The following is a 24905-nucleotide window of genomic DNA, read 5'->3' on the forward strand; positions in this document are numbered from 1 at the left end:
TGTAGATAATTACAGAGAAGGCGATATAAATAGATTATTGTCAGAATTGGAAGAAGCTAAAAACAGCATAGAAAACTACATAAAAGATACAGACAGTAAGAAAGAAGAGTTATTGTCTTCTATGATGAATGAGTTAGAGTCAAAAGAAAAAGCTCTATATGATAGATTGGAAGAGTCAAAAGCTGCTATAGAAAGCTATATAAAAGATACAGACAGTAAGAAAGAAGAGTTATTATCTTCTATGATGAATGAGTTAGAAAGAAAAGAGAAAGCTATATACGATAGGTTAGAAGAGAGAGTTGGCAGTGTAGAGAGTAAGATATCATCATTAGATGAAAAAATAAGCAATGGTATAAGTAAAGACTTAGAAGGTTTCTATAACAGCCTAAATGAAGCTGTAAATAACTATAAATCAGAGATAAGCAGTTTAGAAGCTAATAGTGCCGAGTTAAGCACTGATACTCTAAACAAAATTAGTGAAGAAGTTAAAAATAGCTATGAGAATTATGTAAAAGATTTAGAAGAAGTTTACAATAATTCAGTATCCTTGTTAGAAGAGTATTCAAATAATTTGAAAGATGAGTTAGAGGCTCTTAGAGAAGAAAATACAGAAGCAGATAAAAATTACATTAATGAGTATTTAGAAGAGTATTCAAGTAGTTTAAAAGATGAATTGAATACTTTAAGAGAAGAGAGCAGAGAATCTGATAAGAATTATGTAAACGAATATTTAGAAGAGTATTCAAATAGCTTAAGAGAAGAGATAGAGCGTATTAGAGAGGAGAATGCAGATAAGAATTATATTGATGAATATTTACAAGAATATTTAAACAATATAGATTCAAAAATAGAAGATAAGTTTAATGTATTAAACAAAGCAAAAGAAGAATTAGACAATATAATAAAAAATAGCTTTGATGAACTAAACAGCAATTTAAATGATACTATAAGCAAAATAAATGAAAATACTCTTAATCAAAATGAAAGAATATCTTTGGTAGAGAGCAGACTAAATGATTATGCTGAACAAATGTCTAAAGTAGATGAAAAAGAAAGATTGTTGTATGAATATTTAGATTCAAAAATATCAGAACTTAAAACAGAATATGAGTCTGTAGGCAAATCTTATGAAGATAAATTCTCAAATATAGAAAGCTCTATATTAAATGATGAGCAAGTAGCTTTATTGAGAGATGAGTTTGCTAATTTCAAAAATTCTATTTTAGAATCTGAAAAAACAGATATTCCAAATATTTTTGAAGAGCTAAAAAATCAATTTGAAGAATCATTTGATTTATTTACAAAAGAAATATTAGAGAGAGTATCTGATTCAGAAACTATGATTTCTAATATGCAAGATACAATAGAAGATGAAAAAAATAACATATTAGATAAAATAGAGAATTTTAAATTTGAATTAGAAGCTTTGAAAAACAATGATGCTTTAAATGAATTGGAACAGGAGAGAATAAAATTACAAGATACATTTAATTCTCTAAAAGCAGATTTTAATAAGCTTGATGAATTAGAAAATGAAGTTTACTTATTAAAAAATAATTTAGAAGGTGTTGATGGTAATTTAAGAATTGATGTAGACAGATTATTTGAAGAGATATCTGAGTTTAAATATTCATTGGAATATAAAATAGATACATTAGAAGATAATAGTGTTTCTAAAGAATATTTTGATGAAGAGAAAGAGAAGCTTTATTCTTTATATGATGAAGTAAATTCTCTTAATGATGAGTTTAAAGAAAATATCAATAATAGAGTTTCTTATTTCGAGGATAATTTATCAGATCCAAGCAGAATATTAAAACTTTATGAAGATGCTATTACTCCAGAAGTAAATAATTTGAAAAATGAGATAATATCAAGTTTAAAAGAACAAATTGATGAAGTAGAAAATGGCATATCTATTTGGAAAGATGATAGCTTATATAATTTGCTTGAACAATTAAAAGAAGCAAAAAATAATATCGAATCATTTATAGATAGCACAAATGATAGAAAAGAATCTATTGTAGAAGATATAGTAAATGCTGTTAGAGAACAAATAGAAGATAGAGAAAATGAGTTAAACAAATCATTAGAATCTAGAATAGGCTCTATTAATGATAAAGTTAATGATTTAGAAAACAAATTAACTTCTGACATTAACAGATTTAATAATATGATAACTGATGCTATAGACAAATATGAAGATGAACTCAAAAATATAGAAAGCTATAGATTAGAAGAATCATCTTCTGTAATGAAAGATATAGATGATATAGGTAAAAATATTATATCTAACTATGAAAGCTATAGAGAGTTATTGAATAGTGCTTATGAAAATAATTATAAGTCTTTAGAAGAGCTTTGCAATAACTTGAAAATGGAAATAGAAAATGCTAAGTTAGATACTAATAAAGGCTATATTGATGTATATTTAAATGATTATACTTCTAAAATAGACTCCAAATTAAAAGAGCAGATGGATAGTATTGAAAAAAGCAAAGAGACTTTAGATAATATTATTACAGATTCATTAAATGATTTGAATGAAAATATAAATAATGCTATGTCTAAAGTAATGGAGAGTTCAGAGGATAAGATTAATGATTTTATAAATAGCAGAGAATTAGAATTAGTAAATAAAATTTCTTCTTATGAGAATAATACAATCAGTAAAGATGAATTATCTGAAGAGTTAAGAAAAATAGAGGAGAGTTTTGAACTATTTAAGTCTAATAATAATGATATATTCAATACTCTTGAAGAATACAAATCAAAGATATCTAATATAGCTCTTGGTTTATCTGATATTGAAGATAATAATTTGAATTTTACAAGCAGATTAGAGAAACGCATAGAGTTCTTTGAAGATTCTTGGGGTAATGGAGAGAAAATAAAAGAATTATATTCAGATTTTATAAATGAAAAAGCAGATAATTTTAAATCTGATTTAGAGTTTAAATTTAGAGATTCATTTAAAGAGTTTAATTCTAAGATAGATAATATTGAAAAGAGCTTTAATGAAAATATAAATTCAATAATAGAAAACTTAGATAAAGAAAATCTTACTTCAAATGAAAAGATAGAAAATATATCAAAAGCTCTAAATAATTTAAAATCTGATATAGAAGACAAGATAATTTCTTTTGAAGAGTCTAATAATAAATCAAAAGAGTTATTTAATAACAAGCTTTCTACTTTTGAAAATAAGATGGAAGCCTTTGAAGATAGAATAAAAGATGTAGAAGATAGTCAGCATTATTTGAATAATGATATATCTCAATATGTAAATAGGTTAGATAAAGTATTGAATGATTATGAAGAAGCTATTGATACTAAAATAAATAATCTAAAAAATAGTTTGTCAAATGATAGCGGACATATAGAACATAATTTAATTTCTTCTTTAGAGCTTTCTAATGAACTTGCTAAAGACAAGAAAGAATTATTAGATTCAATATATGAGCTTAAGAAAGATGTTTATGATACTATAGAGAAAAAAGATGCTCAGATGAATGAAGAGTTCTCTAAGTTTAAAACAGAAATTATTGCTTCAATACCTAGCATGCAGGAGCTTAGCGATTTATTTGTTTCAGAAAAAGAGGAGAGAGCTAATGAGTTTGAAGAGTTTAGAAAAGAGATGTTAGATTCTTATTCAGAAAACAAAAACTTTGCTGAGATGTTTGAAGAGGAGAAAAATAAATTTATAGAAGAATTAGATAATTTTAAATCTGCTGTTAGAGTAGAATATATGTCTAATGCTGATAAGATAGAAGCTTTCAAAGATGAATATTTGAAAAACTTTAACGATATGCTTGATAAGGAAAAAGCTAATTTACATTATGCTTTAACTGAAATAAGAAAAGAGATTGAGGGATTAAAAGATAATTCTGTTTCTTTAGATAAATTTGAAGAGCTTATGTCTGAATATAAAGGTAATATTGCTTCTTCTATAGATGATACAAAAGAAAAATTATCTTCAAATATTTCAGATAAAGATTATGTGTCAAAATTATTTGATGAAGAGATAGCTAATATTAATAAAACTATAGAAGAATTTAGAAAAGACTTAGAAGAAAATTATTCTCCTACAGATGTTATAGCTGAGATTTTATCAAAAGAACAAGTTAATTTTGAAAATAAATTATCTGATTTAAAAGAGTCTATGCTTAAAGATATTCCAAGTTTAGAAGATATAAGTAATATATTTGTTGAAGAGAAGATGTCTTTGAGAGAAGAGTTTGCTTCATTAAAAGATGATATAGAATCTAAACTTCAAGATAATAACTATTTTGAAGATATTGCTGAAAAGCAAAAGGCTGATATAAAAAATAATTTTGCTATGCTTCAAGAAGAAGTAGTTGGCAATATTAATAATTATAGAGATAACATGATAAATGATATTTCTAACTTTAGAGATGAGTTTGCTAATAAACTTTCTTTTATAGAGGAATTAGCTAATAGTTTATTACAAGAGAGAGAGAGAATTGCTTTAGAGGTAGAGGATATTAGATTAAAGTATGAAACAGGTACTTTATATTCTGATGATGCTATAAATAGTATGGAAAGCGATAGAAATAGACTAATTAATGAGTTTATTAATTTTAGAAAATCTATATTAGAGCTTATAAGAGAACAAGATGAGGCTATGAAAGTTTTAAATGATGAGAAAATGAGCATTATTGATAATATAGATGAGCTAAACAAAAAAGTTTCTTTAGATTTAATAAGCAAAGATGATGCTATTTCTTTAATAGATGAACAGAAAAAAGAGATATTAGATGTACTTGAAAACTTTAAAGGTGATTCTATAGAAGCTGATTTCAAATATATGACAGAAGAGTTGAGAGATGATATTATCAAAGTATTTGAAGAGTCTAATGAAGCTTTCAGAAAACGTATAGAAGCAAGAATAGAACATTTTGAAGATGCTTATTCAGAGCCAGAAAAAATCAAAGAGTTTTACAGAGATGCTATAGAGGCTGAAGTTGATAATATTAAAGAGAGTGCTTCTCATATATTATTAGATATTACTGGCAATGTTGAAAAAGTTAAGAAACATATAGATGATATAGAAAATGAAAAAGTAAAATCTATAATAGAGAGAATAGATAATGCTCAAAATGAAATAGATGCTATAGTTGATACTATTAAAGTTAATTTGAAAGAGCAGGAAAATGAGATAAGATTATTAAGTCAATCTCAAAAATTAATATCTCAAGACATAGAAAATGTACGCAAAGAGAGAGAAGCTTTAATAGAGATGGTAAAAAATAGCGATGTTAATATAAACAATAAGATTGACAGCTTAACATCTGCTGTTATTGAGGCTTCAGATAATGCTTCTCAAAGAATAGCTGAGAAAGAATTAGAATTTAATATAAAGATAAGAGAAGTTGAAGAATATATATCTTCTATGGAAGAGAAAATTATTAATGAAAATAATGAGCATTTAGATAAATCTAAAGAGGCTGTTAATAATTTACTTGCTTCATTTAATGAGAGTATATTAAAAGAAACTAATGATTTAACTCCTCATATAATGAAAATTGTAAATGAGTTTGTTAATAATGAGATGAAGAAGTTTGAGAGATTCAATGATGTTAAACAGGCTATAGATGAGGTAGAGTTAACTATTGGTGAAAAGATAGATGAAACTTTCAAATTGATGAATGCTAAGTTAGATGATACTACTAAAGAGTTAAGAGATAATATGTCTTCTTATCAAGATGAGCTTTTAAGTGAATTAAGAAACAAGTTTAATAATGAAACTAACAGAAGCATAGAAGAAGTAAAAGCTATGCATGAGGAAGAAGTTACAAAATTAAAAGATATGTATCTTGAAACAGAAAAGTATTATACTGACAGACAGGAAAGAAGCAAAGAAGATATTGTAGCTTTATTTGAAAATACTTATAAAGAATGGCAGGATAAGATTAATTCACTTTATAGTGAGTTAGAGTCAACAAAAGAGAGTATGCATTCTTCTATTGACACTCTTTTAGAAGATTTACAAAATGCTGTTAGTGCTAAAGAAGAGTTTAATAAATCTTTAGAAGATAATAAAGATAAGTTAAGAGATGTAGAAGAGAAGATGAATAACTTACAAAATGAGTTCTCTCCTTCTATAGAAAAACTTCAAACTATAGTTGAAGAGAAGGCATTGGAGTTGCAAAGTAAAATTGAGTTGTATTCTAAAGATATAGAAGAAGAGGGCAATAAGTTTAAAGACAGACTTGAAGAGCTTTCTTCTAATGCTAAAACTTCTTTAGACAATAAAGTTGAGGAATTCGATTCTATAATAGAGAATGTTACTAATAGAATAAATGAGCTTTTAGAAGACAAGAATACTCAATTTGATGAATTGAGAACTCAGTATGAAGATATTTCTATTTCATTGTTAGAATTGAGAGAGTCTATATCTGATGCTGTAAATGAGAGAATAAATGAGGCTAATAGCATTATTGAAGAGGGAGTTGCTAATATAGAACAATCTGCTAATGATAAATATGATAAATATATAGCTAGACTTAACTCTAATATGGAGCAGACTTTATCACTGCTTATGAATGATGCTAAAGAGTATGTACAGAATGCTAAAGAAGAGATATTAAAAGTTCAGTCTTCAAATTTAGATGTTTATGATGAGAGACTTGCAGGTATGAAAAATATTATGTCTGCTTTAGAGGAGGATATAGCTAAGTATTCTAGTGAGATAGATGCGAGATTGGAAGATATCAATTTGAAGTATGAAGATAAAACTAATGTTATACTCAAAGATTTAGATTCAAGAACTGATAACTTAACTGAGAAATTAAATGATGTGGTTAATTCTATAGATAAGATGCTTGATGATAAAACTTATGATATAAACAGTGAGTATGAAACATTAAAGATACAGATAGAAAATATAGCTAAAGACATAAATAAATATATGGATACTGTAAAAGTATTTGATAAAGCAGAAGAGATGGCACATTTTATTAAAGATGATGTTGCTAAATTGGACGTTTTAGTTAATGATACTAAAAATACAGTTTATGATATGAATAAAACTATGTCTGAGTTTGGCGAGCTAAAAAATATGCATGATACTATATTAGAATATGCTGATATTATTAGAAAAGAAAAAGAGAGCTTGAAGGACACAAAAGAGAAAGTAGATATGCTTGTAGAGATGTCTGAAGAGGTGCAAAATAAGTTCATGCAAATAGCAGAAAGTAACTCTATGATAGAAAATACTCAAGAGGGTATAAAAGTTGTTATTGATATAGCTTCTCAGATAGAAAATAAACTTTCTATTATTAATGATAAAGAAGAGCAGGCTAATACTATATTAGAAAAAGTTAATATAGCTGATAATGAATCTGATGATATATTACAAAAAATTGATACTATAAAATCAGCTATGCTTGATATAGAAGATACTAGAAGAGAGTTTTCTGATAAGATGTTTGCTTTAGAGAGAGATATAGCTAAGATAGATAAGAATGACGAAAAAGTTCAGAAGTTCTTTAGCAAGTTGGAAGAGCTTAATGTTATTATAGAAGAGATACAGAATCAGAGAGAGAATTTAAAATATATGAAGAAGCAGTATGAGGATTATGATAACAATATAGTAAAAAATCTTGAGAGAGCTGAATATTTTGTTCGTTATTTAGAGACTCTATTGGATAACGCTGAGAAGTATGTTAATGATGCGGGTAAGAGTTTAACTAAGAGAGCTAAAACTACTACTAAGATTAATGATAAGAAAGAAAACATTATTATTAATATGTATAAGCAGGGTTGGAAATATGATGAGATAGTAAAGAATACTTCTTATGACAGAGATGAGGTTGAGAGAGTGATAAAAAAATGGAAAGATGAATCAGCAAGGGGATATTAATTAAATAAGAGATCTGGTAAAATATAGTATATAAATAATAAGTCTATAGCTAAAGCAATTTAGTTATAGACTTATTAGTTTATTGGGTATTGTTATTAATGAGTTTTGAATTTATTTTAATACCCACCCCATTAAATTTGTTGTATCATATAAAATTTTTTATTTATATTTTTTATAATGCCTTAATTAAAAAAGCACGCCCGCCCAAGTTCTAATTAGGTTAAAAACTTATTTTCCGCACGTTAAATAAATTTTATAGTATTATTAAAAATTGTATCTAAAATTAATTTATGTTTTTTATTTTGTTCAGCGTGCGGTGAATCAGATTTTAAAATTTAAAAAAATTAGCTTTATATAAGAGATATTAAAAAACTATTTGAAATAATAGTAAATTTGTTTATAATCCAAGTATTGATTTTAATATAAAAGTTAAAAAATTAGTAAATTAAAATTAAGGAAATAAAATGAAAATACTCATAGTGTCTGGATTTTTGGGAGCTGGTAAAACTACTCTTATTAAAGAGATGGCTAAAAAGACTAAAAGAGATTTTGTGATAATGGAAAATGAATATGGTGATGTTGACATTGATTCTAATGTGCTTAAAGATGAGGGGATGAATATATGGGAACTTACCGAGGGCTGTGTATGCTGTACTATGAAAAAAGATTTTGCTTCTTCAATACTTACTATTGCTAATTCTTTGGACCCTGAATATTTAATAGTTGAGCCTACTGGTGTTGCAAAGCTTAGTAACATAATAAAAAATATAAAACAAATTGAATATGATAGGATTACATTATTAAAGCCAATCACTATAATAGACGGAAATGCTTTTGATTCTTTTATTTCTTCTTATGATGATATTTATATTGATCAGCTTATAAACACTTCAAAGATTATCGTATCAAAAATGGAGAGTAAGGATAAAGAGGACAATGAAGAGCTTGTAGAGAAAATTAAAAATATATTGAAAAAAAATGATAGGGATATTGATATAATTTCTGAGCATTATTCTAATAAGGATAAAGATTTTTGGGAGGCTATATTAAAAAACTTTTTAGATGAGAAATATGCTTTAAAAGAATCTTTAAATAAAAATACAGAAGAATATATGCCTGATTCTATAAGTATGAAAGGCTGCAGTGTGGGAAGTGAGGGTGAGTTTATGCTGCTCATTGAAGACATTATACATGGAAGGTTTGGATATGTGGCTCGTTCTAAGGGTTTTATAAAATGCGGGGAAGCTGTTTTAAGATATGATGTTGTGGGGGATAGATATGCTGTTACAGGTGCTAGCGAAGATGATGAACTTGAAATAGTGTTTATAGGAAAAGATTTAAATAGAAGTTTGCTTAGAGAAATATTTCAGCCTGTTTATAGAGATAACATAAAAAGAAAAGAAGATAATCATCATGAAGAACATCATCACCATGACGGAGAGTGCTGTCATAGTGAAGAGCGTTGTCATGACGAAAAATGCTATCATTATGATGAAGAGCACCATCATCATTAAAGCGTAAAAATAATGCTTTTTATAAATAATTTGTAATAAAAAAATATTTATGTTAGAATTAATACAATTATATAAAAAGGATAAAAAAATGAAAAGAATATTTTTGTTGTTTATAGTATTTATTGCTGCTATTTCTTGTTCTAACAAAACAGAAAATAATGAAAATGCTGCTATGCCAAATGAAACTCAATTAACTTCAAATACTACTGCTTTTGAAGGAGATTTTGTTTATTATGCTGACTCTGCTATATTTAGCAACTATGCAGAGATGAAAAATTATCCTGTAGCTATGGAAGGAGAGTATATTAATTTAGAGAGAGAATATACTGCTTTTAATTTTACTGAGCCTACTAAAGTTAATCTTAAAGTAGAAGGTTATTTGGAAGATAGACCTGGTATGGAAGAAGGTACTACTAATAAATATTTAATAGTTACAAAGATTATAGGTTTTGATACTAATAAAACAGCACCTTTATTTACTGAATGATTTTGATGCTAATTTTTTTGTTTATGTAGAAGAATTAATGCTAACTTATGAATTACACATAAGTTAGCATTTTTTATATGTATATTTAAATTTATTACTCTTTTTGTTATAATATAAAGAAAATATTTTATGGAATGAAAATGCTTAATAGAGAATATATAAACTATTTAGAAAAACAAAATATATTAATACTTGGAGCTACATTGAGAAGCGGTGTGAGTATTGCTAATGTTTTATATGATATAAATTGTAATAATGATATTAATATTGAGTATGCTTTAAGTGATAGTAAAACAAAGGAAGAATTAAAGCTAAGTATAGAGGCATTAAAAGATAAAAATGCAAAATTATACTTTGGAAAACAGGATATTAATGTTTTAAAAGATATTACATTGATAATAATTTCACCAGGAGTTCCTCAAAGTATAGATATAGTAAAAGAAGCTAAAAAAAGAAATATAAAGGTTATAGGGGAGATAGAGTTTGCTTATAATTTAATTCCAGATAGAAATTACATATCAGTAACAGGCACAGATGGTAAAACTACTACAGTTAATTTAATTTATAGTATTATAAGTTCCTATAAAAAGGCAAGATTATTAGGTAATGTTGGAAATACTTTTTCTAAAGAGGTTGAAAGTATAGAAAAAGATGAAGATATAGTATTAGAGCTTTCAAGTTTTCAGTTGGAAACAATTCATAATTTTCACTCTCATATTTCTGTTATACTTAATATAGCTGAAGACCATTTAGATAGGTATGACAGTATAGAAGATTATTTTAATGCTAAAAAAAATATTACTAAAAATCAAAATAGCAACGATTTTTTAATTTTAAATTATGATAATTATTACACTAATAGATATTATAATGAGCTTATAAAAACAAAAGATACGCATTTTAATGTATTAACTTTTTCTACTAAATTAAAAAAAGCTAATTTATATTATAATAGTGAAGATGAATGTTTATATTATAATGGTGAAAAATTATTTTCTATAGCTAAAAGAAGACTTCTTGGAATGCATAATATAGAAAATATTTTAGCTTCTGTTTTGGCATGTATAAAAGATAATATACCTATAGAATATATAGATAGAGCTGTTAATAATTTCAAAAGTATAGAGCATAGATTAGAGTTTGTAAAAGAGATTGATGGGGTAAGATATATCAATGATTCTAAGGCAACATCTATGAGTGCTGTTATGAGTGCTTTAAAAGCGTTTGATAAAAATATTATACTTATTATGGGGGGAAGAAATAAGGGTATAGATTTTAAGCCTTTAAAGTCGATTATAGAAGAGAGAGTCAAAAAGCTTATTCTTACTGGGGAGGCATCTGAGGATTTAAACAAAATGATAGAAGTCTCTAATAAAGTTATTATAAAAGATTTTACAGAAGCGTTTAATTATGCAAAGAAAATAGCTGTAAATGGAGATACTGTTCTGCTTTCTCCAGGTTGTGCAAGTTTTGATAGTTTTAAAAATTATGAAGAACGCGGAGAATATTTTAAAAGTTTGGTTAATAGATAGAATACTTTTTGATAATTTTTATTAAATTTAAAAAAACATGATTTTAAAAAAATAATTTTTTAGAGGTAATAATAGATGAATGTACATAAACTAATTTTTAAGATACCTTTTATAGTTACAGTTTCTGTTATAATTGCTACTATATCTAGTATTATCGTGGTTTCTATTATATCGTCAAAGGCGATGGATGTTATAGTTAGAAATGGGCTTGAATCAAATGTTTTGTCTTATAATAAGCTTGTTGATTTATGGTTTGAAGATAATAATAATTCTATGATGAATTTTTCTAAAAATAATGATGTTATTAATTTTCTTCAAAATACAAATGATACTGTTTTAAGATTAAATGCTGAAGAGGCTTTAAAATCTTTTGCAGACAGCAAAAATTCTTTTTTGAATTTTATTATTGTAGATACAGCAGGTAATGCAATTTTAGATTCTTCTGGCGGAAGTTTATTAGGAGTATCAATTAATAAAGGAAATGATGATTGGAAGATGTTTGAAGCTTCTGGATATAATTCAGGAGGAGAAAGCAGTATAGAAAAATCTATAATGACAGGACTTCCAACTTATAGATTATGGCATGGTATAAAAGATAATAATGGCAATTTAATAGGTGTATTAGTGGGTAATGTAAATTGGGGAGATTTTGTTGATAGATTTATTAGTAATTTTAGCATAGGTAATTCTGGTCAAATCGTTATTATAGATAAAAATAAAAAGATATTAGCTCATAAAGACAAAAACAAAATATTAACTACAGATAATTATCCTCCTTATGAAACAGTGATAAAAGATAAAAACGGAATTATTACTTATAAGGATTCTGAAGAAGTATATTATATGTCATTTCATAATATAAAAAATACTAATTGGTATATTATAGTTTCTATGTCTAAAAGTGAGTTGTATGCTCCTTCTAAAAATATGATTTGGTATGTTATAATAACTGCTATTATTGTTATAGGCGTTTTGGTTGCTTTTGCTATTTTATTTACTAAGAGACTTATTTCTTATGTTAATGAGGCATTGAGGGTTGCAAGTATTATATCTGATGGAGATTTAACTTTTAATATAGCTGATAAATATTTAAATAGAAAAGATGAGATAGGTTATTTAATAAGAAGTTTTGATAATATAAGAAATTCTATGAAAAGAATAATCCAAACTGCCAATTCAAATATAGACTTAACTAAAAAAACAGCCTACTCGCTTTCTTATGCCAACAAAGATTTATACAATAGAAATAATGAACAGATAGACTCTTTAAGCAAAACAGCAGAAGCTACAGAAGAGATATCAAGCACTATAGAAAAATCTGTAGAGAATGCTAATTTAATTAATAAGATGATGATAGAATCTAAAGATGCTATAGAGAAAGCTGGAAATATCATATCAGAAACTGCTAAAAATACGGAGGAGGCTTTTGAATATAGTAATAAGATTAGCGGCTTAGTAAAGTTTATAGAGGATATTGCCTTTCAAACTAATATACTTGCTTTGAATGCTTCTGTAGAGGCAGCACGTGCTGGAGAGCAGGGACGCGGATTTGCAGTTGTAGCTTCTGAGGTAAGGAATTTGGCACAAACTACACAAAGCTCTGTTAATAATATCACTTCTTTTATTAACGGCAGCAATGAAAAAGTAAAAAATGCAACTAATTCTGCTAATACTTCGAGAGAATTATTTTCTGATATAGAAAATAAAATAAATGAAACAACAAAAGTAATAGAAGATATGGTTAATACTACAAATGAACAGATGGTTGGTATTAATAATATAAATAATGCTGTTATGAATATAGATTCTAAGACACAAGAAAATACTAGTTTAGTGTATTCTATGCAGGAATCTTCTCAGGAACTTGAAAAACAAATGGAAGAGCTATTTAATGCCATGAGCTTTTTTAAAGTTGGTCCTCGTAAATTAGAATGGACTAATGAATATTACACATATAATAAAGTAATAGATGAGCAGCACAAACAGATTATAGATTACGCTAATAAAGTACATCATGCTTTATACAATAATGATAAAAATGAGGTTGATGAAGCATTTAGAGGTGCTATAGATTATACTAAATATCACTTCTCTGAAGAGCAAAAAATACAAATGCAAAATAAAGAGAATTATCCAAAAATAAAAGAACATTTTGAGGAACATAAAAAGTTTATTAAAGCTATTAATGAAGAATATGAAGCATTCAAAACTAGTTCTAATTGGAGAAAGATTGCAGAAAATTTTTCTGGTCTTTTAGGAAAAATTTTAATAGAGCATATTGGCGTTTGGGATAAGGAATTTGTAAAAACTGCTAATATTAAAGATTATTAATTATTCCAGTTTGAACCGAATGGAGAGCTTTCTATTAATTTATTATAGAATAGCTCTCTTATTTTTTTTAAAAAGCTTTTTGTTTCATCGCTTGAATAGTCAGCATAAGTCCAAGGAAGTTCAGTATAGCCTTTTTTCTTTTTGTATATTAGAGTTAAATCTGCAAATACGCCATCTTTTAAATATATTCTATGAGTGAAGTTTTTGTTTGTTACTAATACAAAGTTTTCTAAAGTAAGTATTGCGGGGTCTATATTTATTTTTCTGTTATTATTAATGTCTAAATATTTTTTTTCTATTTCATCAGTTGTTTTTTTTACTTCTACTATATAATCTCTCTCTATCATATTTTCAAATACTATAAATCTTTTTTTTAAATCTTCCCCCATCTCATCAGCATAATAATGAGAATGAGAAAATAAATATTCTTCTCCAATTATCTTAGTATTTCCAAAATTATTTATTAATTCAATTAAAGTATTATTATATATTTCAGATTCACTATACATTAAAGCAATAATTAGAACCGCTTTTGATTGTTTAATAGATTTACTCATTACAATATAATATATTAATTTAATTTTATATTCAATAGCTTATGAATGTAATTTAGTAAATATATAAAGTGCGTTGTTTTATATTTTAAATAAGATACAACTTAATATAATTACATATTTTATTGTATTATGATAAATATTTTTATGCTTGACAAAAAAATAATTATAAAGTATATTTAAGCATTATAATTTAAATTGCTATTAACTTAATAAATTAATATAAATATAATGTTTTGAAGGAGACAAAATGAAACGTACTTATCAGCCAAGTAAGTTGCGTCGTGCTAGGAAATTTGGTTTTTTTAAACGTATGGCAACAAAACACGGTAGAGATGTGTTAAAACGTAGAAGAAGAAAAGGTAGATATCGTTTAACTTCTGCCGATGAGTAATCAATCATTAAATGATAATTCTAATCTAATTAATGATCGGGAAAAAATTGATAGAGTATCATTTAAATTATATCGTAAAGAAAAACTTAAAAGTAAAAAAGATATAATTTGCTTTTTTAAAAAAAATGATAATTCTAATTTGCTTAAGTATAGTAATTATTTTTTTACTATACTTGCTATGCAAAATAATCGTTCTTATTCTAGGTTTGTTGTAACAATAAAAAAAAATAAAGCTAATGCTGTAAAAAGAAATAGAGCGAAAAGAATTGTTAAAGAAATCTACAGAATAGAAAAAAATAATATACCTGTAGGCTATGATTATTTTATTATTATCAATAGATATATTTCCCGTTCATTTTTGGATTATAAAAAAGAGTTAATGAAGTTGTTTTATAGGATTTAGTGGATTTAGTTTTTTATGCTTAAGAAAATATTATTGTTTTTAATTTTTATATATCAAAAAGCAATATCACCATATCTTAGGCCTTCTTGCAGGTATATCCCTTCTTGTTCTGAATATGCCAAAGAGGCTGTTATTAAATATGGTGCTTTTAAAGGCAGTTTTCTCGCTATAGCAAGAGTACTTAGATGTAATCCGCTTGCTAAAAAAATATATGATCCTGTTCCATAATTATTTTTAAGGAGCTTTTTTGTTTTATGAGTAACAACAAGAGAATGGTTTTAGCCGTTGCGCTTTCAGGAGTAATCTTGTTTGCATATATGTTCTATCAGGCTAAAACAATGAAACCTATACCAAATCAAAATATACAAACTAATGCTGCAAATCAAAATAATATTGAAAACCAAAATGTATTATTAAATACTTCAGAAATACAAAAAATTGATTATACAACTAATGTATTAGCTACTAATGATACTACTCAAACATTAGAGAATGATTATGTTATAGCTACATTCAAAAATGGTTCTTTATTTTCCTATAAGCTTAAAAATTATTATAAACAAGATTCTGAAATAACAAATGAGATAGTTGATATGGTAGAACAAGTTTATGAGGGTATATATCCTTTTACTTTAACTTTTCAAAACCTATCAAACTCTATAGCTTTACCTAATATTTTTAATTATTATTCTGTAAAAGAAAATAATACTATTAGTTATATAGCAGATGCAGCAATAGAGGGTAATCCTATAAGAATAAAAAAGACTTTTGCTTTTGGAGAAGACCCTTATCAATTAACAAATACTGTAACTATAGAAAATCTTAGTGATAAAGATTTATCTATGTATTACTCTTATTTCTTGGGTACTGGTATTGGACCTTATAGGACTGATAAAAATTCCGTGAGAGAAGATGCTACAAAGGCGCAATATTTAATAAAGGGAAATGGTAAATCTAAGGTTCTTCTTACTGGTGATATAGTTAAAGAAAATATATTCTCAAAACTATTTGGTTTTGGGGGAGGCTCTAAAACTAATAATCTCAGATATAATATTTATGAGGGACAGGATAAGTGGGTTGCTTTGAATAACAGATATTTTGCTATTATTTCTAGCCCTGCGCAGTCTAATGCTAAATTTGAGACTATGACTTTTTCTAAGCCTGTTACTAATGAATATAGAAATGATTTTCATGTTGCTAATTTAATATCTGAACATAGTATAAAGTCTGGTTCTTCTGTTATGGATTCTTATTCTGTTTATATAGGGCCAAAAGTGAGGAGAATATTCTCTAAGTATTATCTTGATGAATCTTATGAGTCTATATTTCAAGAATCTTTCTTAGGACTTAATTTAAGGCCTTTAACATATATATTAGATATTATTTTGAATGCTTTGTATGGTTTTACTAAAAGCTATGCTTGGGCAATAATCTTATTTACTTTGCTATTTAAAATTGTTACTTATCCGCTTAACCATGCTTCATATAAATCTATGAGAAAAATGCAGCTGGTTAATCCTAAAATAGAGCGTATCAGAGAACAGTATAAAGATAATCCTGAAAAGCTTAATGCTGAAATAATGAATATTTATAAAAAAGAGAAAATTAATCCTTTAGGCGGATGTTTGCCTATGCTTTTACCTTTCCCGCTTCTTATAGCATTTTTCTATTTGATGCAGTCTATGGTAGAGCTTAGAAACACTCCATTCTTATGGATTACAGATTTGTCTTCTCCAGATAAATTATTTGTATTTCCAGCAGCTATACCTATTTTAGGCGGTTTTAATTTTAATTTATTCCCTATACTTATGGCCATTACAAGTTATGTTAGTATGAAGATACAGCCTTCTTCTTCTGCGGGTGCTTCTGGTCAGGCTGCTATGCAGATGAAGATGATGACAACTATATTCCCACTTATGATGCTTCTTATGTTTTACAACTTTGCGAGTGGTTTGGCTTTATATTGGACAGCACAAAATATTTTTGGAGTTATCCAGCAGTTTATAACTTCAAAACTTTTAAATAAAAATGATTCTAATAATGAAACGGTTATTGAAGATAAATATACTAAAAAAAGAAATGCAAAAAAGAAAAGAAAATAGATTTATTCTTTTTTTAAGGAGGAAATTATGTTAGTAAAAGAGTTTAGTGGTAAATCTGAGAGGGACGCTATTAATAATGCTCTTGCTGAACTTAATCTTACAGAGGATCAAGTTAGAGTAGAAGTAATAGACAAAGGTAAAAGAAGTATTCTTGGATTGGGAGAAGATTTACCTACTATTATAAGAGTTTATTATGAAGAATTGGCTAATGATTTGAACGAGTTTCAAGAAATCATGTCTACTGTGTTAAAATATATGGGTATTAATGCAGAAGTAACTGTAAAAGAGGAAACAGAAAAAAGAATATATATAGATATTTCTACGGAAGATTCTGGAGTTTTAATTGGCAAGAAAGGAAATACTTTAGAAGCTTTGCAGTTTATAATATCATTAATAGCTTCTAAAAAATTTGGTGATGATAATGAAAGACATATTATATTAGATGTTGATGGATATAGAGACAGACGTGAAGAGACTTTAAAACACATGGCTCGTCAAGCTGCACAACAGGCTAAAAGAACTAGAAGAACAGTTGCCCTTGAACCTATGTCTCCTTATGAAAGAAGAATCATACACTTAGAATTACAAAATGATCAAGATGTGGAAACTAAAAGCGATGGAGAGCCGCCATATAGAAGTGTGAGGGTTTATTCTAAAAAGAAAGGCGGATATAATAATAAAAGATATAATGATAAAGGCGGATACAATAAACCTTATTATAGAAATAGATAATTAAGATAAGTTTTTATATAATAATAAAAATTTAGGCTGCATAAATAAAATGCGGCCTTTTTATTTATGTTGTAAAAAATATTAAAAATTGTTATATTATTAGTAAACTATTTATTAGAGTGTCATAAAATGATAAAAAAATTATTATACTTTATTTTTGTTATTTTATTGATTGGCTGCTCCAACAAAGATAAGACTGGTAATGATGTATTTAGTGTTGATTATTCAAAAGGCTTAGAGCAATTTAATAAAAGAAGTTATGTTTCTATTGATAGTTTTGATGCTTCAAGTGTTGATGCTAATTTAAAAAATGCATATTTATGGGTATCTATAAAATATAATAAATTATCAACTTCTATTAGTAGTGATAATGCATTAGAGCCAGATTACTTATTATATTCAGATGTTGAAGGAAAGGGATTAGAGTATACTTTTTCTATACCTAAATCAAATCAAAAATTTATAGAAGGTTCTTTAAGTTTTTCTGAAGACGCTTCATCTCTTACAATTAAGTTTACAAAGAATATATTATATCCCACTCTTGTTGGAAAAACTTTTGTATGTAATAAAAAGTAATATTATTCAAATCTTTTAAATGGCATATTTTCTATAGCACCTTCTGCCCCTATAGTTTCATTTAAATTACCATCTATTAAAAATATAACATTATCTATTCCTTCAAATTGTGTAGCAGTATAGACTAATTGATATATTTGAAGCATAGTGCCTTCATTGCCAAGAGGATTAAATTCAAAGCTCTCATTGAAATTTAAATATACTGTATTTCCTTCTACGAATATATCTAATAATTCTGTATCTTTAGGTATGCAGCTTATTATATTATTTTTGTTTTCATCATCAGTAGCACCATTTAATAATGTTTTTATTGTATCTTCTATTGAGTTATTATTTTCTATGTTTCTTTTTCTAAATATCAATGTAATAGAGCCTGTATTTTCATCATATTCTACTAAATATATTCCTTCGTTGTTTGTATTTTTTAAATTTCTTTCATTAGAATAATCTCTTTTTATTGTATTATTTGCTTTTGAGGTTTTATATTTTGCTATATCTTTTTGTGCTTTTTGTATAATTTCTTTTTTATTTATATTTTCTTTTGTATTTATTATTTTCTTTTCTTCTCTCACTACACTATTATTTATTGTTTTTTCTGTATTATTAATTATTCTTTTATTATCATTAATTACTCTTTCAGTATTATTAGGATTAACCAAATCATTTATTACTCTATTATAATCATTGTTGTTTTTTACTATACTATTATTATTTGGCATTATACTTGTTTGAGAGTTTATTATTAAGTCTTTTTTTGATGTTGTTTCTTCTATTGTAGCATTATTTCTTTTTGGGCTTACATTATTATTAACCAAACTATCTGCTAATCTTTCATAATCTTTTTGAGTATTATTTTTTACAGGAGGTTTTTGAGATGAATCTTTTTTATTTTCATTATTAACTGAATCATTTCTTGAAGTTATTATTCTTTCTTGAGAGTTATAATTATTGTCTTCTTTGTTGTCTTCTCTAAAATAATAGTTATAATTATTAGTATTATATTTTTCTCTATGTTCATTATTATTTCTCATATAGCTTGGAGGTGTTGAACTATATGTTGTGGTTGCTGGTTTCATTGTTTTTATATCTTCTGTAGTATTTTCTTTTGGTTTTAGAATATCATAAAATATACTTGAAGATATGTTACTATTGTTTGAATTATTTAAATTGTTGGTGGTTTTTTTTTCTTCTATAGAAGTTTTAATTGTATTTGTTACTTTTTCTAAGTAGTTATTTGCTTTTTCTATATTATTATTATTATTATTATTATTATTATTATTATTATTATTTAAACCTCTGCTTTGCTGCAGCATTTCCTCTATATAATTATTAGAGGAATTATTAAGTATATTATTTCTTTGCTCTTCTATATTATTTATATTATTTTCTTGCTCTTCTGCTACATTATTATTATTATTATTAGACTGATTGTTAAAAAATACAGATAATGACTCTCTTGTAATTGTGGAATTGTTATTAGCAGTATTAGTATTTACAGAAGTTTCAAGCATAGAATTAGTTTCATAGGCCATAATTGATAAAGTTTCATTTGTATTAGACTTGATAAAGAAATTAAATAGCGGTACATTATCTAAAAAACTTATTTTGTTTTCTTCTTCGCTTCCTGTTGTTTCTAATGTTAATGCTTCTCTATGATTTATGCTAAAAAAATCTTTTACAGCGATATCTACCATAGGAGAGTATTTTTTTATAATAGTAAATAGTATAGATACAAGTAGTATAAATGAAACTGATATAATTATAGGCTTTTTTAAATTAAACTCTTTATCTTCATTTCTTATTCTTCTCGTATATGATATACCTTTAGATTTAGCCTTTAACTGCTCATATCTTGGCACTTTTAAACTCCAATTTTTAGTATCGTTATCATTATCGAAAAAATAGAAAATTGTGTTAGAAGTTTATTATATATATTGTTTTAGTTTATTAAATTAATAATAACCATTTAACAATAAAAAACTAAAATAATATTTTTACTTAATATTGGCTTTACATTTTTAGCTCTTTTTATATAATGATTTTATTATAAAGCAATAAGGAATAAATAAAATGAATCTTAAAGAATATATGAATATAAGATTAAAAGATATTGATAGTGAGATAAACAATATTTTTAAAAGCAGCAGTATTTCATTAGAAAATAATTTTTTAGATATGCTTAAATATCCGCTTGATGCAGGCGGAAAGAGATTAAGACCAATTTTAACTTGCCTTGCCTGTGAATTATTTAACGGAGATTATAAAAAAGCAATTATACCAGCAGTATCATTAGAGCTTATTCATACATATTCTTTGGTTCATGATGATTTGCCTGCTATGGATAATGATGATTTAAGAAGAGGAAAGCCAACAACACATGTTAAATATGGAGAGGCTAATGCTATACTTGTTGGGGACGGACTTCTCACTCATTCATTTGAAATTTTATCTAATGCTAATGTTAATGATAAAACTTTGAGAAAACTTCTTTATGAGATAAGTTATGCTGCGGGAGTTTCTGGAATGGTTATGGGGCAGTTTATAGATTTGTATTATGAAGAGAGAGATATTGATTTTGAGATGCTTAAAATACTTCACTCAAAGAAAACAGGTGCTATGATTAGGGGAGCTGTGAGAGTGGGGGCTATTGCTTCAGAGAAAGAGAATATCAATTTAAACAACATTACAAAATATGGAGAAGCTATTGGTTTAGCTTTTCAGATACAAGATGATATACTTGATGTGATTTCTGATAATGAAACTCTTGGTAAAACTGTGGGTAAAGATGAAAAAGAGGGTAAACTTACTTATGTTAAGCAGTTTGGGCTTGAGGGAGCAAAAGAAAAAGCAATAGAAACTTCAAAAGAGGCTATAGATTATTTAAATGTATACGATGATAACGAAGCAAAAAATATATTAATTGAGCTTGCAAATTATATAGTAGAGAGAAAATCGTGAATGAGATTAGAGGGCATAATTTAAATGCTATTAAAAAAAATATAAAAGCATATCCTATTAATTTTTTAGATTTACTTAATAGTGCTAAAAGAGAAGATGATATTTCTTTAGAGATTATTGAAACTAAATCTAAAAATCTTTCAGCAAAAGTTCTAAAGAATGGAAAGAGCGTTTTGCTTCATAGTGCCTATGACCCTATAAAAGAGGCTAATACTTTAATTAAAGAGATAGAAGATGATATTGATATGGTATTTATATTTGGCATTGGGGGCGGTTATTTAATTAATGCTATAAAGAAACTTAATATCAATATAGTTGTAATTGAGCCTTCTATTAGCTTTTTTAATTTGCTTATTGATAATTTTAAGTTAGATAAAATATTAGAAGATAGCAATATTACATTTTTTATTGGCGGAAATGACATTGAAGATATAGAGAAGTTTATATCTTTAAAAACTACTAAAAAAGTAAAATTTTTTATTACAAGGTCTTACAGTAATTTATTTACAGATGATGCTTTATTTTATCAAACAAAAGTATTATCTATAATAGATAAAAAAACTATTAATATAAACACTATTTTAAGATTCGATAAATTATGGGCTTATAATATAGCATCAAATGCAGTAGAGATAGCAACTCATTATGGAGTAAATAAGTTTTTTGATAAATATAAAAATATTCCAGCGGTAGTTGTTTCAGCTGGTCCTTCATTAGAGAAAAATATTAGAAAATTAAAAGAGTTAAAAGATAAAGCAATAATAATCGCTGTAGATACTGCAATGAAGCCGTTATCCAGTCATAATATATCGCCTCATTTTGTTATCACTATTGACCCGCAAAAAAAGAACTCTAAATATTTTAGGAACATCAATTTTAAAGATACTGTTTTAATAGCAGAGTCTTCTGTTGATAATGAGGCAATATCATCTTTTAAAGGGGCCATATATTTTTTAGATTCTATATTTCCTCTTGCTAAATATTTTATGAAGCCTTTAGGGAAGAGGGGAGATATTACTATGGGGGGAAGTGTTTCTACTGCTGCTTATGATTTTGCAATTAGAATTGGAGCTAATCCTATAATAATGCTTGGGCTTGATTTGTCTTTTCCTAATCATCAAACTCATATAAAAGGAAGCTATCATGAAGAGAACTTTTTTACAGAGATAGGTAAGCTTGATTCTTATGACAGCAGAATATATAAAGTGCTTGTTTCTGGTAATTTGAGAGAAGAGAAAAATGTTTATGGTGAGAGCGTATTTACAGATTCTCGTTTTGATATGTATAGAAATTGGTATGAAGAGCAATGTAAATTAAACAGCAGTACAAAATTCTATAATGCCACAGAAGGCGGAGTAATAATTGATGGAATGGAAAACATTACAGTTGATGAGCTTCTTAAGAAACTTGACAATATTAACATAGAAATAGATAAAAACTCTGAAGAATTAAATAAAAAAAATGAAATATTATCAAGCATAAAAATAGGTTTAGAAAAAATAGATGCTGAAATAATAGAGCTTAAACCTTATGTATTAAATGCTATTAAATTATGCGATGAAATTAATAGTGAATTAAAAAGGCACAGGAAAGTAGATAAACTTTTAGAGAAGTTAAGTGAATCCGACATAAAAATACTTAATATAAGCAAAATTAATGAGTTTTTGGGTGTTACTATGCAGAGGGTTATAAAATCCATTACAGAGGGTTTTGAGTTTGAAGACAGCGATTATGATAAATCTATAGTAGGCTCTTTTAAGCTTTATGAGGCTATGAGAGACAGTATTGATTATAATCATTATATAATAAGCAGGGCTTTGATAAAGATAAATAAAGAACTATCAAATTTATTCTAAATAAAACTTTATAATATTTCTAATAGATATATAATTTTTCTTATGTTATTTCGGCTTTTGTCGATAAACTATTATAGTAGTATTTTTTAAGGTAATGTTGTATGAAATATATAATACTTTTTATATTTAGTTTTTCTATACTTTTTGCTCAGGATAATTTTTTAGATGAGATAGTATTAAATGAAGTTGAGAGAATATATCCTAATGATGAAATAGTAGCTCCTAATTCTTTTAATATTAGTATGAACTTTGATTTAAATAGATATAGATTAAATGAACCTATAACTATGGAAATAAGAATATATGCTCAAAAAGGAGAAATAAGTTTTACTAATTCTATTAATCCTTTTAATAATTATAAATTTACGGTTTATGATAATTATAACAACAAAGTTGTTTCATCAGATAATTATACTTTATGGAAATATCAAAATGAAAGGACTATAGATAATTCAAAAGATAGGGTGATTACATTAAGAGAAGGTGAGAGTTATTCATTTTTTATAGATTTGAATAATTGGTTTTATTTTACAAAGTCTGGAAGATATAGAATAGAAGCTACTTTCAATCCTATGCCGGATTTAACTGAAAAATATGTTATTAGGGCAGATGATGCATATTTCTTTATTGATGAACCTCTAAAAGCAGCAAGCAGTCAATCTACAAATAATATTGTTGTTGCTAGAACTTCTACTAATAGTGCTTCTACTTTGCCTGTATATTATCCCGATGAGGTTGTTACATATACTTTAGATGCTATGAAGAGAAAAGAGTGGAGTAACTATTTTAATTATATGCATATGCCTTCTATTATTAGCATAAGTCAAAGATATAGTGAGGCTTATAGAAAAAATTATAGCAATACCTATCTTGAAGATTTTACTGATACTGGTATATATCAAAAAGCTTCTAGGTTAAGTTTTCAAAACTTCTTAAAAGAACAATTTTCTGATACTGTTAGTGTTAATATGATAAGAACTAATTTTGGAAATAATTTCTTAAATGATTTAGAGAATGCTTATAAGTCAGAAAATATTAGAGAGCTTGCTATAAGATTTGATATTCTTTATAGAACTTCTTTGCCTGAAGAGAAGAAAGCTTTATTTGATGAGTTTAAAAAATATTTAGCTTCTGCTTATGATAGAAATCTTAGAAATCAGTTTATGACAGAATTAAGAAGAAATATAGTTTCAACAAAGGATACTGCATTAAAAAATCATTATACTATGGTTTTGGATATGATGACTAAAGAATATGATGCAGGCACAATATATACTTTATTAAATTATAATATAGATAAAGTTACTATCACAGAAGAGTATGGTCTTAAAAGAGCACAAGTTGAAGTTACTATGTATAATAGATTCTTTAATATAAATACTGGTGATGTTTATGATCCTACTGTAAAAAGAATATTTATATTAAGGCAGATGGGTGAATATTGGTACATAGTTAACTACTATGATACTATAATGAGATAATAAAAAATCAAAAGCTGTTCTAAATATTTAGAGCAGCTTTTTTATATATACTTTTATTGTGATTTCATTGTCTTTTTTGAACTGCAAAAATATCTATAAT

At 26.3% G+C, this 24905-nt stretch carries 15 protein-coding genes and 1 pseudogene; 14 read left to right on the forward strand and 2 right to left on the reverse strand.

Annotation, left to right across the window (positions count from 1 at the left end):
* Window positions 1-34: 34 nt before the first annotated feature.
* The 5 genes and pseudogenes from R4I97_RS11535 to R4I97_RS11555 form a co-directional block, all read left to right on the forward strand.
* Window positions 35-7885 (forward strand): annotated as a pseudogene (locus R4I97_RS11535) (SpiroCoCo family coiled-coil protein); the annotation flags it as partial.
* 464 nt (window positions 7886-8349) lie between these two features.
* A complete protein-coding gene (locus tag R4I97_RS11540) occupies window positions 8350-9399 on the forward strand; it encodes a GTP-binding protein (RefSeq protein ID WP_335785188.1) in 1050 nt (349 codons plus the stop codon).
* 88 nt (window positions 9400-9487) lie between these two features.
* Complete coding sequence (locus R4I97_RS11545; RefSeq protein ID WP_335785189.1) at window positions 9488-9886, forward strand: copper homeostasis protein; 399 nt, start codon at window positions 9488-9490, stop codon at window positions 9884-9886.
* 134 nt (window positions 9887-10020) lie between these two features.
* Window positions 10021-11418, forward strand: coding sequence for a UDP-N-acetylmuramoyl-L-alanine--D-glutamate ligase (gene murD / locus R4I97_RS11550; protein ID WP_335785190.1), 1398 nt, complete (start codon window positions 10021-10023; stop codon window positions 11416-11418).
* Window positions 11419-11493: 75 nt separating this feature from the next.
* Window positions 11494-13749, forward strand: a complete 2256-nt coding sequence (locus tag R4I97_RS11555) for a methyl-accepting chemotaxis protein (protein WP_335785191.1) — start codon at window positions 11494-11496, stop codon at window positions 13747-13749.
* Here R4I97_RS11555 and R4I97_RS11560 read toward each other — a convergent pair.
* Window positions 13746-14306, reverse strand: coding sequence for a DUF4416 family protein (locus R4I97_RS11560; protein ID WP_335785192.1), 561 nt, complete (start codon window positions 14304-14306; stop codon window positions 13746-13748). The genes R4I97_RS11555 and R4I97_RS11560 overlap by 4 nt on opposite strands.
* 247 nt (window positions 14307-14553) lie before the next feature.
* On the opposite strand from R4I97_RS11560, the gene rpmH reads away from it, so the two are divergent.
* The 6 genes from rpmH to R4I97_RS11590 all read left to right on the forward strand — a co-directional run bounded on the left by rpmH (window position 14554) and on the right by R4I97_RS11590 (window position 18510).
* Entirely contained in the window at window positions 14554-14697 is a 144-nt protein-coding gene (gene rpmH, locus R4I97_RS11565) for a 50S ribosomal protein L34 (RefSeq protein ID WP_014933193.1), read from the forward strand.
* On the forward strand, window positions 14690-15100 hold the full coding sequence (rnpA, locus tag R4I97_RS11570) for a ribonuclease P protein component (protein ID WP_335785193.1): 411 nt from the start codon (window positions 14690-14692) through the stop codon (window positions 15098-15100). The genes rpmH and rnpA overlap by 8 nt, the downstream gene beginning before the upstream one ends.
* A gap of 15 nt (window positions 15101-15115) precedes the next feature.
* Window positions 15116-15328 (forward strand): membrane protein insertion efficiency factor YidD, encoded by a 213-nt coding sequence (gene yidD, locus R4I97_RS11575; protein WP_295296323.1) that lies wholly within the window; start codon window positions 15116-15118, stop codon window positions 15326-15328.
* A gap of 26 nt (window positions 15329-15354) precedes the next feature.
* Entirely contained in the window at window positions 15355-17202 is a 1848-nt protein-coding gene (gene yidC, locus R4I97_RS11580; protein ID WP_335785194.1) for a membrane protein insertase YidC, read from the forward strand.
* A gap of 27 nt (window positions 17203-17229) precedes the next feature.
* Window positions 17230-17934: an RNA-binding cell elongation regulator Jag/EloR gene (jag, locus tag R4I97_RS11585; RefSeq protein WP_335785195.1), complete on the forward strand. Its 705-nt coding sequence runs from the start codon at window positions 17230-17232 to the stop codon at window positions 17932-17934.
* Window positions 17935-18063: 129 nt separating this feature from the next.
* Complete coding sequence (locus R4I97_RS11590) at window positions 18064-18510, forward strand: hypothetical protein (RefSeq protein ID WP_335785196.1); 447 nt, start codon at window positions 18064-18066, stop codon at window positions 18508-18510.
* Window positions 18511-18512: 2 nt separating this feature from the next.
* Here R4I97_RS11590 and R4I97_RS11595 read toward each other — a convergent pair whose 3' ends face one another.
* Window positions 18513-20369, reverse strand: coding sequence for a GerMN domain-containing protein (locus tag R4I97_RS11595; RefSeq protein WP_335785197.1), 1857 nt, complete (start codon window positions 20367-20369; stop codon window positions 18513-18515).
* 211 nt (window positions 20370-20580) lie between these two features.
* Between R4I97_RS11595 and R4I97_RS11600 the strand changes: the two genes are divergently transcribed.
* The 3 genes from R4I97_RS11600 (at window position 20581) to R4I97_RS11610 (ending at window position 24805) form a co-directional block, all read left to right on the forward strand.
* A complete protein-coding gene (locus tag R4I97_RS11600; protein ID WP_335785198.1) occupies window positions 20581-21468 on the forward strand; it encodes a polyprenyl synthetase family protein in 888 nt (295 codons plus the stop codon).
* Window positions 21465-23324, forward strand: coding sequence for a motility associated factor glycosyltransferase family protein (locus tag R4I97_RS11605; protein WP_335785199.1), 1860 nt, complete (start codon window positions 21465-21467; stop codon window positions 23322-23324). The genes R4I97_RS11600 and R4I97_RS11605 overlap by 4 nt, the downstream gene beginning before the upstream one ends.
* A 101-nt stretch (window positions 23325-23425) precedes the next feature.
* Window positions 23426-24805, forward strand: a complete 1380-nt coding sequence (locus R4I97_RS11610; RefSeq protein ID WP_335785200.1) for a hypothetical protein — start codon at window positions 23426-23428, stop codon at window positions 24803-24805.
* Window positions 24806-24905: the final 100 nt, after the last annotated feature.

It is taken from the genome of Brachyspira pilosicoli (assembly GCF_036997485.1).
In the GTDB taxonomy this organism is placed as follows: domain Bacteria; phylum Spirochaetota; class Brachyspiria; order Brachyspirales; family Brachyspiraceae; genus Brachyspira; species Brachyspira pilosicoli_C.